A 17,971-nucleotide genomic window follows, 5' to 3' on the forward strand; every position below is an offset into this window, starting at 1 on the left:
GGTGTACCAATTTTTAGTATATGATATCGGCGGTACCTCCGTGAAATTATCCATAATGGATGAACACTCAAATGTTATAGAGAGAGCTTCATTCCAAACACCGGTTGAACGGAATGGATCGATATTTCAGCTGCTTATTGAAACAGCAAAATCTTATCAGAAAAAGCATACACTTAGCGGGTTGGCCCTTAGTGTTCCTGCAGCAGTTGACGAGAAAAGCGGCTATGTCCATTATGCAGGACAAATAACCGATTTGATAGGAAAGAATATTAAAAATGAGCTTGCAGAACTTGGAATTCCAATTGAAATTGAAAATGATGCAAATTGCGCTGCGTTAGCAGAAAAATGGAAAGGAAATGCACAGAACTGCAGCAACTTTGTCTGCTTGACGATTGGAACAGGGATAGGTGGAGGCATTTATTTAAACGGTGATCTATATCGTGGAAAAAAGGGATTGGCTGGTGAAGTCGGGAGAATGTTTATGGACGCTTCACAGCCAATAGAGAATACTACATTTAGCAGGCTGGGCTCCACCTGGAACCTCCTTCATCGGGTGTTTCTCAAAACTGGTGAAAGAATAACTGGAGAAGAGCTTTTTAAACGCTATTATCTTAATGACCATCGTATTTCGGAAATAGTAGACAAGTTCTTTGAAACGCTTGCAGTCGGCAGTGCCAATCTCATTCATACACTATCTCCGGATAAGATCCTATTCGGAGGCGGAATAAGTGCACAGCCTAATTTTGCGAATCATATACGGGACCGCCTCGATCTTATTTGTCCCGGCCTTTTATCCATTACTGAGATTGAAGTGTGTAAATTTGGAAATTCCGCTGGTCAAGTAGGTGCTCTTTATCATTTTCTCAGTATGAGAGAGAAATAAGTATCAGAAGAGGAATATAATATAAAGTCTGAATATTAGTAATATTAACAAGTGAGGTTCTATAAGATTTCGTTATATCCATTATTTTTTGAGCCTGTTTTTAAAGAACGACTTTGGGGAGGCGAGCAGCTGAAATCGTACTTCCTTCCAATCAGATCGGTGAATGCTGGGCATTTGCTGCTCATAGAAATGGCCAGTGTATTGTTAAGAATGGTGAGTTAAAGGGAATGTCGTTAGGCGAATTATGGGATCAACACCGCCGGTTGTTCGGGAATTTTGAAGGAGAGCGTTTTCCGCTTTTAACAAAAATCCTCGATGCTGCCCAGGACTTGTCTGTCCAAGTCCACCCTGATGATGAATATAGTCTTAAACATGAAGGTGACCTGGGTAAGACAGAGTGCTGGTATATTATGTATATTATAGATTGTGATGCGGAAGCAGAGATAATATACGGGCATAAAGCCCAGACAAGGGACGAATTTGAAGCGCTGATTCGTGAAGGAAAATGGGATGAACTTCTTCACAGGGTAGCGGTTAAGCCAGGTGACTTCTTCTTTGTCCATCCGGAACGGTCCATGCTATTGGAAAAGGAATCGTTATCCTTGAAACACAGCAAAATTCGGATACAACCTATAGAGTTTACGATTATGACAGAAGAGATAATGGGTAACTTACGTGAGTTGCATATTGAGCAGTCTATTGTAGTTACCATAATTCCTTCAGTTGAGGTGGATATTAAGTCTGTGGTTGAGACTACAGGGCAGATGAAGATTACTAGATTTGTTGAGAGTCCTTACTTCACTGTGAATAAATGGGAGTTATACGGGTTTGCTAAAATGATGCATTACCATTCTTTCCAACTTATTAGCGTCATTGGGGGATCAGGTTTACTGGCCAAAGGAGATGCAAAATACACCTTTCAAAAGGGAGATCATTTCATGTTACCTTCGGGTTTTGGTGAATATCAACTTGACGGAGGTGCTGAATTAATAGTATCTCATTTATAAATTGTTCAATAGCTAATCCAACTGGCGATAACATATAGAAGATTGCAAAGGCTTTATTATGGGGGAGGATAGGTACATATTCACCTTAATTTTTCAAGTTAATGAAGGGGGAAAGAAACTTGAAAAAATATTTGGGTAGTCTAAGTGACGAAATGGATTAAATTCGTTTGGAGCTTACACATACACGTTTATTAGCAGATAATTATGAAGAATGTTTTTTGTTTTATGAGATGATTCAGGTTTTGATGTATGGTGGGATGTCGATGAAACTTTATATGCAGATTTCAAGTACAGTGGTTGTACTTTAGGGCTGTTTGAACTGAAAAAAAACACTTAAAGCTCCCTCAGTTAAATACGCTTTTTTCACGAAAGTTCGCTTATTCGCAGGATTTCATACCCCTCGGATTATACTTACTTGCTTGAAAGGAGTAGATTCTGGACAATTGGCCACGTGAGGGCATAGTTAAAGAGAGGAGCAGGAGAATACTCCATATTTTACCATGATTTGCACTTCTCCACGCCGCCCTTGGAGGCTACCAGAGACTGGCCTCCACCCCTAGGATAGGCATGATGAAGGAATGAAAGGGAAAATGACCCGTTGAGACATGGGAGGGAACTCCGAACATATTTTCAAATCCTGCGAATAGGCCAACACTCGATCTAGCTTTTTTTGAGAACAAAAATATTAAATTAAGCTGCCAACTCCGTTAAGGGTTGAACTTTCTTTAGACAATACGATTCGTTATTTCGTGCTATTACTACAGAAACCCTGGACAATTTACCAATCAGTTTCATTATCGAGTTCATCTTTTTCATTTTCTTGACTTTCACTTTGTTAGAGTGAATAGCCTTAAACTATGCTTTGTTCACAAACTATGCTTTGTTCACTACCAAGCTCATAGTGGCTAGATAAAGGAAACGCCTTAGTCATGACCTTCCGCGTTTTGATATGACAATTTGTCCTTTCCACTTCCCAGAACTAGCTTCAGAGAGGTGGAGTCCCGCATGGCGGAGTAAAGCATTACCGTGTGAAAATCCACTTTATTCTCCTGCTTCCCCTAAAATACTGGCAAACGAAATTTCACTAATTTCCCTTGATCTTAAATAGCTTATCAGCGAAAGGTATTTTAGGGAGTTCTTCCTTTATTGCCAGCTCGATTCTTTAGAGTTGGTGAACCGCAAGGTAATACCTTCGAGTAACTGTTCCAGATGGAATTTATGAGCCTGAATTGTTTGCCTGGTACCTACAGAGTTCCTGGCTACATTGAGAAGTATAGGCTATCTATAACCCAGGCTGCCTTTTCAAATCCAGTTCCACCGAGGTTGGGAATAGACGGAGTGTGGCGATTGCCCCTTAGGCAGTAATGACATTAAAGACTTGCCTGAGTTCGGGAAAAACAATGTCTACCCAACGATTTAATTGATTAACAGAGCTTACAAGCCTTTAACAAAGACATCTCGATTTGACATGGAACCCTTAGTTATTCAAACGGCTCAGAAGCATGCCTGAGAAATGTATAGTAGCCATTCTTCACCATATCGGCTATGACCAGTGCATCTTTCTTTTCACTCTTTGATTGCGTGTTATCTCGATTTTCTTCATTCCTTTTAACCAGATGAGGATGGACTGTTACTACCTTAATGTCACGCATTATCAGCAATTATGAAAGGGTATCCAGTAATGGCTTGTAGGCTCCATCCCGGCAATGGTATCCTCTAATTTATGTAATCTTTAAAGAATTTGAATCCAGTTTACTAGGGACGAAAACCCGCCTTCGTCCTTTTGGAAAGTAATTGGATCTCCTACAACGATTCCACGGAAATTGACAGCCCTGGATACGTGGAATCGTTGGGCAATATCTGCTCCAACGACAAGATGTTTGTCCAAATTCTTTAGATTAGTTGATTTTGTTTGTCTAGCATTTTAAACTTCATAGTAAGGGTTCCTCCTAAGGTTGAGTTAGAGTCGAGTCTTACTCATATCTTACTGAGGAACCCTGTTTTTATCAAAGCTCAAAAATAACGCTCTACAGGAATGCTATAGGAGTCTTCAAAATACAAAAAACAATTTTGCACTGATCTAGTTGAAATTAATCTAATTATGTAAACTACAATTCGCTAAAATTGTATTATACGAAAAATAATACTCTAAAGACAATGAGGGGCAAGCTACAGCCTGAGATTAAAAAATCCAATTACCATCATTTCCTCAACTAGTTTATAATAAAAATGATGTCCTCATGAATAATAATGGTCTCTACTGACCCCAAGATGTTTAAGAAGGTGAACAAAATCAACATCATCGAAACAAGGGTAAGAAGTTTCATTCAAGATATTCAGCACCCGAAGCAAAAGAAGAAGTTAAACATAAACGATTTAGAATTTCAGCTGCGAAAATTGCTGGATGATTATTACGAAATGGATGGTTATTCGCTTTTTTATGAGGCTATTCAATCATTGCAAATGGATGGGCAGCTGACCCCTATACATAATAATCAATACAATGGGAAAACACCGTCTTTGCCTTTATATTACTGGGTTAATGTGAAAGCTCAAGCCGACAAATGGGACCGGCTCGGGATGATGAAACTGAGTGATCTGTTCGATTTTTCATTTTATGAACGGCACCCGGAATGGCAGACGAAAGAAGAGTGGAGCCGAATCCAGAATTTATATGCTTTTCTCCAATCCAGCGGTGAACGGGAAACCGTTTCACTCGAGGAGAGAAGCCTGGAGCTGTTCGGCCATGAAAAATTCCTGCAGGACGGGATCAGTTTTCCTGATGGAAAAGGCTTTTTAGAGCGAATTGGAATATCGGAAGAACAGCTCAATGTGGTGAAATACGGGGAGCCTTTTGTATTTTGGATGAAGCAGGGAAAAGAAATCAAAGATATTCAGAGAGTGCTGATTGTCGAGAATCTATCATTCTTTCATACTTCCATTCAATTATTGGAAAGTGATTTGCTTGATTATGAGCCTGAACTCATCATTTATGGGGAAGGAACTAAAATTGAACGGAGCTTTTCGTTTTTCTTTAAAATTTTCCCGGCTAAATCGTATCTATTTTATTATGCAGGAGATCTTGATGCGGCAGGGTACGGGATCATGACCAGGCTGATTGAAAAATATCCGGATTGCTGTATTCAGCCTGCATTAAAGATTTACCGTAAAATGCTCGAATGTATAGATCAAAGTAATGGACAGAAATCAGGCCAGCTTCAATACCTTAAATACCGAGATGCATTCTTTCAGTGGTTTACCGAGGAAGAACGGGAACTATTAATGCACTTATGGCAGGAAAATAAACGGATTCCTCAGGAAGTCTTAACAATTGAAACATGGAGGAGATGGATGTGAACGAATCATGGGAAGGATTCGCTCAGCGGATGCAGCGATTGAACCCGCTGTTTGAGCTCGGGAGAGGAATGGAAGTCGGAGAGCTGAAGCCTCATATCCAAACGATTCTGATGCAGGTGCTCCTTACCATTTTTTATCGGGAATTGAATGATGATGATAATCGGAGAAAATCGGATATTAAGTATATGGTCGAAGATACAATTAAGCAAATGAAGCTTTTGGCCGATGAGAAACAGGCTGAACGGATCACAAGCGGGCTTCTGTATCAGGGGAAAGAGGAGTACAGCAGACCTTTTGAAGCCCTATATTACGATGAAATCAGGCAATCATGGGAGACTCAGGTTTTCCGCTATGTGACAATGGATGAATTATATACGAACCTGGAGATGGGCGGATCCATTGTCTACAAGCTCACCGATGTCTCACAGGAGATGATTTTCATGAGCAGGGAAATGGCAGAGGAATTCTCAATCACTATTGAACAGCTTTATAGTATGCAGCTGATAAAAAACGGTAATTTCCGCAAAGCTACTCGAAACCTCGATCACCTCATTTCACGGGTCAACCGCTTAATGGCAAAAGAATTTTCCTTTCAAAAAGAAATGATCAACAATCCCAAAATCTTATTGATGGAAGAAGAAATGCAAAGGGCTGATAACCGTTCGGAAATTGAAAAGCAGTTCGAAGAAGAGAAGAATCACTTCCGCACGATCAGCAGCATGATTGAGAAAACGAAACGAAGAAATGAGGAAGATGATCTTATTCAAAAAGAATTGATCCTTCTCCAGGAAAAGATCGGTCATACTAGGCAATTGCATGACCGTTTCGCCAAGCTTGTGATTCAAAATATCTCCTATGAAATGAAGCTGAAAGCGGAAAGCCCGTCCCTGTTTTGGGAAACGAGCCTTGTGTCATTCAGGGAGCATATTTATGAGAACTGGTTCATGAAAGAAGGGTTTTCTTCATTTGATAGAGTTGAAAAAGTATTAGGTCCTTTATTTTCGCCAAAGAATGAATTTATCTTGCCTTTGGACTGGATTTGGGGAGAGCAGGAATTTGATGAAAAGCAGCTGACAGAGGTAATGGAGGAAGAAGTGCAAGAGGAAAGCATTACCCATCAGAGGGTAACGAACTGGGATTCTGTCATCAAGGCCTGGAGCTATGTGTTTCAATATTTGCAGACATACGGAGAGTTTTCTTTGGCTGATTTAACGACATTACCGCTCGAAGTCCAGGATTTATGGTTTGAAGAATCGGAAACGATTGATTTATGGATGATGTTTGATAAAAAGCCGCTGAAGGTTCAGGTGCTGCATCGGAAAGAAGAGTCGTTAAGTGATGAACGGGAGATTCTCCTCTATAAACTGATGCAGGAATATCCTCAATTCCAGGTGTTTGAAGGCTTGAAAATATATACCGAGTTTGATCATCGGGCGGAACCCTTCCTCTGGTATCAAATGAAAATCACTCCGTTTAAAATTTGTGTACAGGAGGAGAAATGATGAGTGCAGAAAGTATCAAGAAAGCATCAGCGGTTTATTTTACTCTATTAAAAGACAAAGTCATCGACGAAAACAGCGAGCACTTTCAGGCGTATTTCGATCCTGATGTAAGACAGACGGTTCTTTTATTGGCAGACGAATCCGGTACCTTTATCATTGAATCGCCAAAACGGATTCAGCTCGTCGTGCAGCCGACTGGTTCTGTTTTTGCTACAAATTTTACTCATATGAAGGATAGGCATAAGCAGGTTGAAACTAAGAAACACTTTCACCTGATGAGCGTAGTTATTATGGCATTCCTGGCAAGCATCGACCGCAGCCAGGCGGCTAAAATCCGTACCAAGCGGGAAGGGATTAGCTTCTATACTCTTGAACGGCAAGTAAATGATGTCATTATGAATTGGGACAGCATTCTTAAATCAAAACCTGATTTCGGAGAAGATGAAAAAATTGATATGAAGGACGTCGTGACAACATGGAAATACATGGAGGTCGACACGGATGATTATGGATCTAAGAAGGCCAATCGCAGGACGCGTATCGGTTTGATTGCAAGCAGCATGCGTCTTTTGGAGACAGAAGGACTTATTGTCATTCTCGATCGGGAGGATATTCCAAAGGCGATTCCGAAACAGGAATTATTTGAGCGGATTGAATATCTGTATCATGATTATGACCGTTATGAAATGTTCAAGGAATTAATGAAGACAGAGGAGGATCAGCATGCCGAAAATCCATCGAATTAGAATTGCCGGCCTGAAATATGATGGCATGCAAAAGCAATACAAAGATACAACATTTAACTTCCATAATGAGGAGACCTCCACAAATGGCCTTATTTCCATGATGAATGGAGGCGGGAAAGGGGTTTTCCTGCAGACCATTTTCCAGATTCTTAAGCCAGGAACATCTTGGGGAAAGCAGAACAACCGCTATTATCAGCAATTCTTTTTTAATAATAAAGAGCAATTCATTCCTTATACCTTTCATGTACTTATGCAATGGGAACTCGACGGGGCTGACAGCAGGCATTTGGTGACGGGCGGAATGTTTTCAGCAGAACAGCGGATTTCCATGAACGAAGAAGGCGGAGAAAGCAAAACGCTTGAACAGGAAGCGAAAATTGTCCCGAATATTACGTTTTATACAAGGGAGTTTGAACGGAAAGAAGAAGCATCCCTTGAACATATTCCGCTCTATGAAGATGGTGAACTGGCTGATACAGAAGGCCTGAAGGATTATTTAAAATGGAATGGCTATGATGTCTACCGCGATACAAAGAAGCACTACCGCATCCTTGATACATACGGCATTAACCGCAAAGACTGGGATATTATGAAAGACATTAACAAGGATGAAGGCGGCGTCGGAAAATTCTTTGAAGGTGCTGAAGATGATCACTCCCTGTTCCAAAAGCGGATTATTCCTACAGTCAGTCAGGTCCTGCACCGGACGGAGCATCAGAAGAACGATCTGGTGGAGATTTTTAAGAGTCAGGCAAGCATTGCAAAGGACCTGCCTGTTTTGCTGAAAAGAGAGCAGGCTCATAAAGAGTTTCTGGAAGATATTCTTCCTTTTGAAGAGAGTCTGGCAAAGGGCATCGGGCATAAAGAAATTGTTGAGGACAGCATAATGGTCGGGAGACAGCTGCTTGGTGCTTTGGAGCATTTGAAGAAAACGGAAGAAGAAACACTCATTGGGCTGGAAAAGGAAATCGAAAAACTAACGGGCAAGCAAGTGGAACTGCGCTTTCAGAAAGATAACCTTGAGTACGCAAAGGCTCACCGGGAAGTGCTGGATTGGGAGAAGAAACTAGGGGAAGAGCAGAAGAAGCATATAAGTCTGCAGGAAACGGTGAAAGAAAAGCAGGAGCGAAAAGATGAGCTGGCTTTTCATCTGTTATTGAAAGAATGGAATGAAGGGGAACAGAGCATTCGCGCGCTTTCCCAGCAGATTATGAAGCTAGAGCAGAACAGCGGCCTAGAGCAAGTGAATCAAAGAATGGATGAAATCAAAAAAGAAGCTGCACAGCAGTGGGAAAAATCCTCCGCGGCTATTAGGGAAGCTGTTCAGCATTATTCCGGATATCAGAAGTTATTAAAGAAAAAAACAAACGACCTGTCTAAGCAGGATAAGCAAAAGACCCAGGAGATTGCCCAGCTTAGTACGGAAATTGATTTTCTTTATATTCAAATTCATGAATTTGAATCAAAAGAAGAACATCTTATCAAAGAATTCGGTGATCGCTTAACCTATGATTTAAAGGGCTTTATCGAGAATCTTAACAAGCAGATAGAGACCAAAAAAGCAGCTCTCGAGGATTTACAGGCAAAAGAGAAACAATCGAATGAAAAGCAAAATCAGCTTGCATCTGCGCATGGTACGCTCGCTCAATCCATTCAGTTTTCTGAAGAAAAGTGTGAAGAGTTAAAGATGAAAAGTGAAGAGCAGCAACGAAAAGAAGCGAAGCTGTACGACAAGCTGCAAGGTGTGCTGAATGATGTCTCAGGACAGTTCACGAACGCTCTTTTATCCAAATATGCCCTGCAGGTGGAAGATCTCCTCGTTCAAAATCGTGAGCAAGTGGAAGAAATGAAGAAAGAGCTCTGGGAAACGCAGCTGGATTATGCTTTGAATGATGAGCATTTCTGGATTGCGAATAATGATGTGAAGGAACTGAAGGAATGGATTGATGAGAAAACAGGGATAGATGTTTTTTACGGCTCACAATTTCTCCAATCTTTAAAACCGGATGAAATGGCGAGCCACATGCTTTCTCATCCGCTGCTTCCCTATGGCTTAGTGGTCAGCAGACCTCAATGGGAAAAAATGAATAAACAGGTCCTTGCAGGAAGAATGTTTAAGAGCCCTGTCCCGATTTTTATGAGGGAAGAAATGGCGGGCAAAAATCAGCAAGATACCTTTGTGATGATCACCGGTGCGGAGAAGGAACTTCTGACAGATAAAAATCAGTTCACGAACTGGAAAATTAAGATTGCCAAACAAATAGAAGAAAAAAAAGATACACTTATAGAAATGGAAAAAACAGAGAGTTCTCTCCGTCGTATTTTAAAAGAAATCGACCGTTTCCTTTCCAATGACCTTGCGGGTGATATCGAAAGAACGCTGCTTCAGGAAAAAGAAGCCCTGCTTTCCAAGAAAACGGAATTGCAGGCCATCATCGTGCAGGAGGAAAAAGAAAAAGAACGGCAGCTGGGACTTAGAGATCAGCTTGAAAAGACGAAGGAAAAGATTGAAAATCTATCTAAAGATGTGGAGTCCCTGGAAAACTTTAATCGTGAAAAGTCGCTGCATCATGAAAATAAACGGGTAAAGCAGGAAAAAGAGAAACAAAAGGTAGCTTTCGAAAGTGTACAGAAAGAGCTTGCAAACGAGCATCAAATCATCGTTGATCTGCAGGAAAAGTGGAGCCAAACGTACTTGGAATGGAAACTATCAGCCGAGCAAAATATTAAGGAGATTAGCTTCTTTATAGATGGTGCGGTGTTTCCAGCCGCTGGGAAAGCAGAAGCTTCTGAGGAGGTTCCGCGATTATCATCACATATGCTGGAAGAAATCATTGGAAGCATTGAGGAGCTTAAACAGCTGCAAAAATCAAAAGAAGAACAAGCCAGTGAATTGCTGGCGATCCAGGCGACAAGAGAATCGGAGCAAAAACAGCAAAAGAAGCTGGAGAAAAAACTTCATGCTCTTAACGAAGAGTGGAAGGATGCACCTATACCGGATGAACCCATGAGTATTTTGGAAAAGATGGTTCAGACAGCTGCAAAGGAATCAAAGGCAGCAGAGAAAGAAGAGCGTGAGCAGGGAACAGCTGTAACAGTTTCTGATACTACTTTAAAGCATGCGAAGGCGCAGCGCGATAAGACTGTTAAAAAAGTGGCCAAGCATGATAAACAGCCAGAAGAATGGGAAGAACTTGATCTGGAGATGAAGACGGTTGAGATTACTGACCAGACCAAACAGACGAATGCAGAAATAAAGAAAACGGAAGAGCGCAAAAAAGAGACGGAGCAAAACATTGCTGAGTTTGAAAACAATCAATTACATCTATCCGTAATCCTTAAAGAGGAAGCAGCAGCTTTTACGGATGAAGATATTGAAAAAATAAAGAGTCAAGGAAAGCAAAGCATCATTTCCTGGAGTGAAAAACATCAGGATATCCAGGATGAAGGCCAGGAGAAGCACGCAAAAATTGAACAATCCCTGCGCAATTTAAAGCTCAATATTGAAGGCAAGGATTGGGAAATCCGCTTTAAGAATGAAGTCTTAACTACGCTTGATCATATGGATACAAGGCATTATGCACATATTCAAAGTGTGGTTCAAAACATGAAGCGCTTTTCACAGAGCGGCTTAGAACAGTTGGAACGCGATAAAGAACGGGCGGAGAAAGCGCAAAACTTCTGGGCCAGTCGTGCGAGCATGAAGGTGCTGAGTATTTCGGAAGCGATTCGCTCGATGATTGCAAAAATGAAGCTTAAGAATGAACGGGGTTCTTTCCCGCTCGTCCAGCTCAAAGAAGACATCCTGCCTAAAAAGGCGGAAGATATTGAAGCTTTACTGAAACAGCATTTTGTTTCGGCCATTAACAAAATTACGAAACGATTCGAGATGATTGATGACAATAATCTGGAGCTGGATCAGGAAATCAAACAGCTCATCAGTGATGAGCAGATTTTATTTGTCTCCCTCAGGAATCGTTACCCGGAGCTGCTGGTATATAATATGCGTACTGATAATGCCTTCATGTACGGAAAACCGCTGCGTGAGCATTATTCAACCTGGCAGACGATCAACCAGGGTTCAAAGACTAAATCCGATGGCAGCGGCGGCCAAAAGCTATCTGCCCGCATGGTCATGATGATGATGCTTCTTTCGGTTAAGAGTGAAACCGATCAAAGCTGGGTTCCATTAGTCTGTGATAATCCGTTCGGCCAAGCGGCTTCTGCACATGTGCTTGATCCGATTTTTGCTGTAGCTGATAAGCTGAAGTTCCAATTCATCGTCGTTACTCCGCCTGAATTGGTGAAAACAGAGATCAGCCAGAGGTTCGATGCGTATTATAAATTGGATTTCATCCGGGAAAAAGGGAAAGAGATTGTGTCGGATACGATTGTTCCGGCGTTTCGAATTTATCAGGGAGAGGAAGCAGTTCATTAGATTAAAAGAATTAAAGTATTGCCATCTTGCAAAAAATATGCAATACTTGGTTGAAAATATATATTTTATACAAATTCTTATCCAGAGAGGTGGAGGGACTGGCCCTGCGAAGCCTCAGCAACCCCTGATTATGTCAGGAAGGTGCTAATTCCAACAGAGTTGAAGCTCTGGGAGATAAGAGGTCGTTTTTTTGATAGTAAAGGCCTCTTATAAAGAGGCCTTTTTTTGATGTATTTTTAGTTTGAGCTTGGTTTAAATAATAACGAAGAAAGAGGAGGAATGGCAAAATGGAAAACGGCGTTATACAGGTACCGGAAGCATATTCGAGGATATTACAGGACTCTGATTTGCTGGGTTTCGGGCAATCATGTGATCGGAAAACAGGGTTTTTACTAAAGGGGCTGGCTGCCTCAAAACCAGGAGGAAGCTTTTTGGAGCTGGGCACAGGTACGGGGGCGTCTGCTTCCTGGATCATTGATGGGATGGATGAATGCAGTAAGCTAACGACGGTTGACATAGATTCAACAGTGCAATCCATCGCGAAAAAAAACCTCGGGTATGACAGCAGAATCACATTTTGCTGTGAGGACGGTGCAGCTTTTATTAGAAACCTATCAGAAAGCTTCGATTTTATTTTTGCAGATACGTGGCCAGGGAAATTCGAGCTTCTGGACAAAACCCTGGATCAATTAAATATCGGCGGTTTTTATGTGATTCATGATGTGTTTCCGCAGCAGAAATTGCCTGAGGAATTTAGGATCAAAGCCACTAAGCTTCTGAAAACTCTGCAGGACAGACCTGACCTTGACATTACAGAATTGGATTGGTCTACTGGACTGATATTGGCAGTGAAGACTGCGGTTTGATAGTGAAATATGAGGGGGGCGTTCCATGAAGAGTGATATAAATCAGGTTAAACATGTATTGCATGAAGATGAAAACATTATTGAATGTTTAAGCTGTTCATTAGTGGCTCATTTCTGTTTAGCACCTCATCCAGGCTTCTTTGCAGCAACGAACAAAAGACTGCTGTTTTATGGAATTCCTGCATCAGGGACAACCAAGGAATTAGTTGAAGAATTTGCGTATATCAATATAACTTCCATTGAAGAAAAAAGGGGAATCACCGGCAAGCATATTCATATGTATTATAACCAGGACTTGTATAAATTCCAGCAAATCCAGGGGATGAATATGTTTGATTTTATGGCAGCGGTTAAGGAAAAGATGTGCATGTTTGCTGCTTCGGCAAAAGAGCGTTATCCCGTAGGATAAGCGCTCTTTTAAATAGTGGGAATATATGGCTTAACTTATTTGCTCAGATGACTTTTCCATGCTTTAGCGATTAACTGGACCCCTTTCTGAATCTCGTCCATTGAGGGGGCACCATATCCAATCATCACTTGATGATTTGGCTTTTGAAGCTGATACATAGGTGAGACGGCATCCATTTCCACACCGCAGGACTTCGCCAGTTCAATGGCCATTGCTTCTTTTAATCCTTCGGGTAATGTCACGATGATATGCAAGCCCGCTGTATCACCAATTATGTCAAAGTGGTCTCCTAAGTGTTTTGATAGGCTTTCTATCAAACAGCTCCGCTTGGCTCGATATAACGTTCTCATTTTTGCTATATGAGATGTATAAAGTCCTTCTTCTATAAATTTTGAAGCAGTTTGCTGATCAATTCTAGAAACATTCGACTTTTGGTAAGCATTAAATTTTTCAAAGTCCTGCTGCAGTGCTGCTGGCATAATCAGATAGCTGATCCGAAGTGATGGCAGCAATGTTTTTGAAAAGGTGCCAAAGTACAGTACCCGCCCGGTTGAATCCAAATGGGACAATGCTGGGATTGGTGCACCTTTGTAGCGAAATTCAGAATCATAGTCATCCTCGATAATATAAGCGTCCTGTTTAATTGCCCAATTTAACAGCTCAATCCTTCTGGCAATAGACATAATTGTACCGGTAGGGTATTGATGAGCTGGTGTCGTATACAATAATTTTATTGGCTCATCAGCATCAGGCACACAGCATCCTTCTACATCCACAGAAATCGGATAACAAGGCAGCTGTAATTGATCAAAAACAGATCTTGCCCGAATAAAACCTGGATCTTCTATTCCGATGGCTTTCCGCTTAAAAAACAAACAGACATTTAGCAGCTGCTGCTGAAATCCGCTGAATATATACACTTGCTCCGGCTGGCAGGCCAGCCCTCTAGCTTGCTGCAGGTATTGCGCAATTTGAAAACGCAAAGAATATTCACCCTGCCACGGGGCATTGCTGGCATTGGATTCCTTAAGCTCTTTTCGATAAAGTCTATTCCATTGTTTGTAGGGGAAGGCAGAGGCATCAATCTGCCCATTTTTAAAATTAATGAGAAACTCATGCTGATTTCTTTTCTCCAGGTCCAATGCATTAATCTGACTATAGTGCATTTCATCCTGAATTTCAGAAACAAAATAGCCCCGGCGTTCTGCTGAATAACAGTACCCTTCACTCTGCAATTGTTCATAAGCCAACTGAACAGTTATAATGCTTACGTTTAATTGTTCAGCCAGCCGCCGCTTTGCAGGAAGTCTTGCATGAGCTGTCAATTTTTTTTCCAGAATCGCCAGCCGAATTTGTTCATAGATTTCTTTATACTTTATTCCATTTTCCGAAAGCAAAATTTGAATTTCCATCGAATCATTCCCTGGTATTATATTAAAATTCATTTTTGGTTATTTTTATCATACCAGAATTCGGTTTTAATTGATTCAAGGAGAGTGATAGCATGCAGAAATTAGAAAACAATGTTGTGCAATTAATTCCTATGGAACTTGAGCATGTTGAAGGAATTTGTGAAGCAGCTCAGGATAAACGAATATGGGAGCATATGTCTGTTGATTTAACTGAGAAATGCCGGGTCATTCATTATGTCAATGATGCCATACAAAAACGGGAGCGAGGTACCGATTTTGCTTTTGTCATTGTCCATAAAAAAACAGGGACGATCATCGGTGCTACTTGGTTTCTCGATATTTCAGCCCAGCATAAACATCTTGAAATCGGCTCCACTTGGATGAACCCTATTTATTGGCGCACGGATCTTAATACAAACTGTAAATATTTATTATTACAATACTGTTTTGAAGAACTTTCACTTAATCGCGTCCAAATCAAAACCGGACATGAAAACATCCGATCACAGAAAGCGATAGAACGAATCGGTGCCGTAAAAGAAGGCCTTCTTCGGAATCATATGATACGAAAAGAAGGGACCATTCGTCATACTGTCCTGTATAGTGTCATAAAGGAAGAGTGGGGAAAAGTAAAGAAACATTTCGAGGATCACTTGCTTTTATAGGTTTGGTGGAGCATCACAGGCAATAAGTTTATAATGAATAATAAAACTGCCGGAAGGATGTAGATTCAAGTGAATGCTGGTTCTTTTTTTCCTGATAATATCAAAAAGGCGCTTCAGAATACTCCCCCTGGGGAGTGGATTCCGGAAATTCCAGATGAGTGTATACGCCTGCATTGCGGCTATCCAGCTCCTGCCCTTATGCCTGATGAGGAGGTAAAGGCAGCTGTTACCAGTCTATTAGAGGAAGAACATGATTTGCCGCTCCATTATATAGGGAGTCCCAAAATAATAAAACTCAAGGAACAAGTTTTAAAGAGATTGAAAGAGCGGGGTATATCTGTTGCAGAAAAAGAGCTTTTGATCACTTCAGGTGCATGTCAGGCGATCGATTTGATTGCCCGCATTCTCCTTAATGAGGAGTCAATCGTGGCAATAGAATCACCTACTTATATGGAGGCTTTAGAAATTTTCCAAAATTACACCAGACATATAATTAGTATTCCTGTAGACAAGCACGGACTTCAAACAGGTGTATTGGAAGAGATTCTAGAGGAAAGGAGGCAAAAAGGGCTCACTCTGCCGCGTTTTCTTTATACGATCCCAACCTTTCAAAATCCTACAGGCACGACGATGTCAGTAGAGCGCCGGCAGCATGTATTGGAGCTTGCCAAAAAATATAATTTCCTAATAGTTGAGGATGATGCTTATGGGGAATTATCATTTAATAAATGTTACCCCACTCTAAAAGCAATGGATCAATACTCTCGAGTTCTGCATGTCGGTTCGTTATCCAAGATAGTGGCCCCGGGCATGCGTATAGGATGGATAGCGGGAGCAAGCGAAATAATCCATGCATGCGCCTGGTTTAAAAAAGATTTGAACCATCCGTTTGCTCAAGCTGCGATGGCAGTTTATTTAGCAAACACGAATCTTAATAATAAACTGGTAACCTTGAGAGATACATACCGGTCTAAAAGAGATGTTCTGACCTCCGCACTGGAACAGTACTTTCCTGAATCAGCTTCCTGGTATGTGCCCGAAGGGGGGTACTTCCTGTGGATGAAAATTCCCGGTGCCGATACATCGGAACTGCTGACACATGCCCTGGCAGAGGGGGTATCTTTTATTCCTGGCAAGTACTTTTACATAGATCAGGCAGCGGGAACGGAATTTCTGCGCCTTTCCTTCAGTTATGCGGATGAGAAGGAAATAACAGAGGGTATTCGCAGGCTGGGAAAAGTCGCAGAGGCCTATCTTTAAATGAAAATATTCTATGGAACTTTCAAAAATGAAGAGGAATAAAGTAAAAAAAGCCTAATTATCTTGGTATTTTAAGCCAGAAATTAGGCTTTTTTTAAAAATGCGTCAGGGATAGATGTAAAAATAAATTATAGTCTTACCTGAACCTCAGAACCGTCCTTAGCCTTGACATCTACTATCACGATCCCCTTTTGATTTTTCAGTTCCTTGACAATAGGCTTTAGCGCTTCTTTATCAATTAATGGAAAGGTAAAATCCAGTTTTTTTCTTTCGAAGTGCTCTTTTGTCCATTTATTTACGTTTTTATGAAACAATTTTGAACAAAAAATTGAAATAGCAAGGTTTAAAATAGCATATGGAATTGGGATGGTTAACCGAATGTCTTTTGCTTTCACTTTTACATACAGCATAAGCATTACACTAATCGATGATGACCGAAACGGTATCTCCGTTTGCCGATTTAATATCAACAATTTGGCCATCTAATTCGTTTTCGATTGCTTCTATAATAAGGCTTATGTCTATATCTTTAACGTATTTTTCTGATTGGGGGATACTCGCCGCGATGCTGTGTCCAGCCATTAATACTGCCTTAACAAGTTTTATTGGCAAATTGACCGTGACGTTATCATTTTCGGCGGATACAACACGGATTTTTAGAGTTTTATCTAAATATTTAGTCGTGTTTACTGCTGGCTTATTACCTGTTTCTGCTTTCTCTTTTAATACTTGGATTAGTTCAGATCCTTTATCTGCATCAATTTTCCCTTCTTGAACCATTGTTAACACTCTTATAATTTCTTCCTTCATGATAAATCCTCCCTATTCCTCTTTTAATAGCTTAATGGCTTCTTCTGGTGTGATATCGCCATTTTCCAACATGGTGACAACTTTTTTCTCATCTGCTTCATTTTTCTTCTTCTGCACATATCCGAGGGATGAAATGATGTCTGTTAGCTTGCCTCGAACCGTTGGATATGAAATCCCAAGTTCCTTTTCAACTTCTTTGATATTCCCTCTGCATGTTAAAAATACTTCCACAAAATGAAGCTGATCCTTTGATAATGATGCCAGCTTAGATAATTCAAACTCATTTTCAATCGTTGTATGACAATGAGAGCACTGCAGTTTTGTAATTTTCAATGTTTTACTGCATACAGGGCAATCTGTGATTAATTTATAAGCCATAATAAAATTCCTTCCTTTTATTTGATATGATTATATAACATTAAAACAAAAATATAAATAACAATAATGGAATTTATTGATGAAAAAAATTAATATTTTTAAGTGTGTGTTTAATTTTATTGATTTTTAGGTGAAAGCAGAAGTTTCGGGAAAAGAGCAGAATAGAAGGGAAAATAAAATATTAATAGAAAGTAATCTGTGATGTATTTAAATATTTTCGTGCTGAAGGAGCGATTGT

The 17,971-nt window shown here is 40.6% G+C and carries 13 protein-coding genes, 2 pseudogenes and 1 riboswitch; of the genes and pseudogenes, 10 read left to right on the forward strand and 5 right to left on the reverse strand.

Annotated elements, in window-relative coordinates; all coding sequences use genetic code 11:
• Position 1: 1 nt before the first annotated feature.
• Positions 2 to 883: an ROK family protein gene (locus ACR42H_RS10665; protein WP_436376031.1), complete on the forward strand. Its 882-nt coding sequence runs from the start codon at positions 2 to 4 to the stop codon at positions 881 to 883.
• Between the two features lie 66 nt (positions 884 to 949).
• A pseudogene (manA, locus tag ACR42H_RS10670) lies at positions 950 to 1,890 on the forward strand (mannose-6-phosphate isomerase, class I).
• A gap of 690 nt (positions 1,891 to 2,580) precedes the next feature.
• Here the strand turns inward: manA and ACR42H_RS10675 are convergent.
• A pseudogene (locus ACR42H_RS10675) lies at positions 2,581 to 3,825 on the reverse strand (IS110 family transposase).
• Positions 3,826 to 4,173: 348 nt separating this feature from the next.
• Between ACR42H_RS10675 and ACR42H_RS10680 the strand changes: the two are divergent.
• The 6 genes from ACR42H_RS10680 to ACR42H_RS10705 all read left to right on the forward strand — a co-directional run bounded on the left by ACR42H_RS10680 (position 4,174) and on the right by ACR42H_RS10705 (position 13,208).
• The gene (locus ACR42H_RS10680; protein WP_436376034.1) at positions 4,174 to 5,247 is read left to right on the forward strand and encodes a Wadjet anti-phage system protein JetD domain-containing protein; all 1,074 of its coding nucleotides are present in this window, start codon (positions 4,174 to 4,176) and stop codon (positions 5,245 to 5,247) included.
• Entirely contained in the window at positions 5,238 to 6,749 is a 1,512-nt protein-coding gene (locus ACR42H_RS10685) for a hypothetical protein (protein ID WP_436376036.1), read from the forward strand. Before ACR42H_RS10680 ends, ACR42H_RS10685 begins: the two co-directional genes overlap by 10 nt.
• Entirely contained in the window at positions 6,749 to 7,495 is a 747-nt protein-coding gene (locus ACR42H_RS10690) for a DUF6063 family protein (protein WP_113882120.1), read from the forward strand. The genes ACR42H_RS10685 and ACR42H_RS10690 overlap by 1 nt, the downstream gene beginning before the upstream one ends.
• Complete coding sequence (locus ACR42H_RS10695) at positions 7,473 to 11,933, forward strand: hypothetical protein (protein ID WP_436376039.1); 4,461 nt, start codon at positions 7,473 to 7,475, stop codon at positions 11,931 to 11,933. Before ACR42H_RS10690 ends, ACR42H_RS10695 begins: the two co-directional genes overlap by 23 nt.
• 74 nt (positions 11,934 to 12,007) lie before the next feature.
• Positions 12,008 to 12,114, forward strand: a riboswitch (SAM riboswitch).
• 106 nt (positions 12,115 to 12,220) lie between these two features.
• Entirely contained in the window at positions 12,221 to 12,799 is a 579-nt protein-coding gene (locus tag ACR42H_RS10700; protein WP_436376042.1) for an O-methyltransferase, read from the forward strand.
• Between the two features lie 25 nt (positions 12,800 to 12,824).
• The gene (locus tag ACR42H_RS10705) at positions 12,825 to 13,208 is read left to right on the forward strand and encodes a PH domain-containing protein (protein WP_113882123.1); all 384 of its coding nucleotides are present in this window, start codon (positions 12,825 to 12,827) and stop codon (positions 13,206 to 13,208) included.
• A 35-nt stretch (positions 13,209 to 13,243) separates the two neighbouring features.
• On the opposite strand, the gene ACR42H_RS10710 is transcribed toward ACR42H_RS10705, so the two are convergent.
• Positions 13,244 to 14,620, reverse strand: a complete 1,377-nt coding sequence (locus tag ACR42H_RS10710) for a PLP-dependent aminotransferase family protein (protein WP_436376045.1) — start codon at positions 14,618 to 14,620, stop codon at positions 13,244 to 13,246.
• A 92-nt stretch (positions 14,621 to 14,712) separates the two neighbouring features.
• On the opposite strand from ACR42H_RS10710, the gene ACR42H_RS10715 reads away from it, so the two are divergent.
• Positions 14,713 to 15,285, forward strand: coding sequence for a GNAT family N-acetyltransferase (locus ACR42H_RS10715; protein ID WP_436376048.1), 573 nt, complete (start codon positions 14,713 to 14,715; stop codon positions 15,283 to 15,285).
• A gap of 69 nt (positions 15,286 to 15,354) precedes the next feature.
• Complete coding sequence (locus tag ACR42H_RS10720) at positions 15,355 to 16,545, forward strand: PLP-dependent aminotransferase family protein (RefSeq protein WP_436376049.1); 1,191 nt, start codon at positions 15,355 to 15,357, stop codon at positions 16,543 to 16,545.
• 128 nt (positions 16,546 to 16,673) lie between these two features.
• Here the strand turns inward: ACR42H_RS10720 and ACR42H_RS10725 are convergent, their stop codons facing one another.
• The 3 genes from ACR42H_RS10725 to ACR42H_RS10735 are packed head-to-tail and all read right to left on the reverse strand — an operon-like array spanning position 16,674 to position 17,733.
• Entirely contained in the window at positions 16,674 to 16,955 is a 282-nt protein-coding gene (locus ACR42H_RS10725) for a hypothetical protein (protein ID WP_113882161.1), read from the reverse strand.
• Between the two features lie 10 nt (positions 16,956 to 16,965).
• Positions 16,966 to 17,355: an SHOCT-like domain-containing protein gene (locus ACR42H_RS10730; protein ID WP_436376051.1), complete on the reverse strand. Its 390-nt coding sequence runs from the start codon at positions 17,353 to 17,355 to the stop codon at positions 16,966 to 16,968.
• 12 nt (positions 17,356 to 17,367) lie between these two features.
• Complete coding sequence (locus ACR42H_RS10735) at positions 17,368 to 17,733, reverse strand: DUF2089 domain-containing protein (RefSeq protein WP_436376053.1); 366 nt, start codon at positions 17,731 to 17,733, stop codon at positions 17,368 to 17,370.
• Positions 17,734 to 17,971: the final 238 nt, after the last annotated feature.

This window comes from Cytobacillus sp. BC1816 (genome assembly GCF_051353635.1).
Classification (GTDB): Bacteria; Bacillota; Bacilli; order Bacillales; family Cytobacillaceae; genus Cytobacillus; species Cytobacillus oceanisediminis_C.

Excerpts from the sequence above, each read along its gene's own strand:
- ACR42H_RS10685 (WP_436376036.1), top strand. The coding sequence starts at position 5,238 with ATGGATGTGAACGAATCATGGGAAGGATTCGCTCAGCGGATGCAGCGA.
- ACR42H_RS10690 (WP_113882120.1), top strand. The coding sequence starts at position 6,749 with ATGAGTGCAGAAAGTATCAAGAAAGCATCAGCGGTTTATTTTACTCTA.
- ACR42H_RS10695 (WP_436376039.1), top strand. The coding sequence starts at position 7,473 with ATGCCGAAAATCCATCGAATTAGAATTGCCGGCCTGAAATATGATGGC.
- ACR42H_RS10700 (WP_436376042.1), top strand. The coding sequence starts at position 12,221 with ATGGAAAACGGCGTTATACAGGTACCGGAAGCATATTCGAGGATATTA.
- ACR42H_RS10705 (WP_113882123.1), top strand. The coding sequence starts at position 12,825 with ATGAAGAGTGATATAAATCAGGTTAAACATGTATTGCATGAAGATGAA.
- ACR42H_RS10710 (WP_436376045.1), bottom strand. The coding sequence starts at position 14,620 with ATGGAAATTCAAATTTTGCTTTCGGAAAATGGAATAAAGTATAAAGAA.
- ACR42H_RS10715 (WP_436376048.1), top strand. The coding sequence starts at position 14,713 with ATGCAGAAATTAGAAAACAATGTTGTGCAATTAATTCCTATGGAACTT.
- ACR42H_RS10725 (WP_113882161.1), bottom strand. The coding sequence starts at position 16,955 with ATGCTGTATGTAAAAGTGAAAGCAAAAGACATTCGGTTAACCATCCCA.
- ACR42H_RS10730 (WP_436376051.1), bottom strand. The coding sequence starts at position 17,355 with ATGAAGGAAGAAATTATAAGAGTGTTAACAATGGTTCAAGAAGGGAAA.
- ACR42H_RS10735 (WP_436376053.1), bottom strand. The coding sequence starts at position 17,733 with ATGGCTTATAAATTAATCACAGATTGCCCTGTATGCAGTAAAACATTG.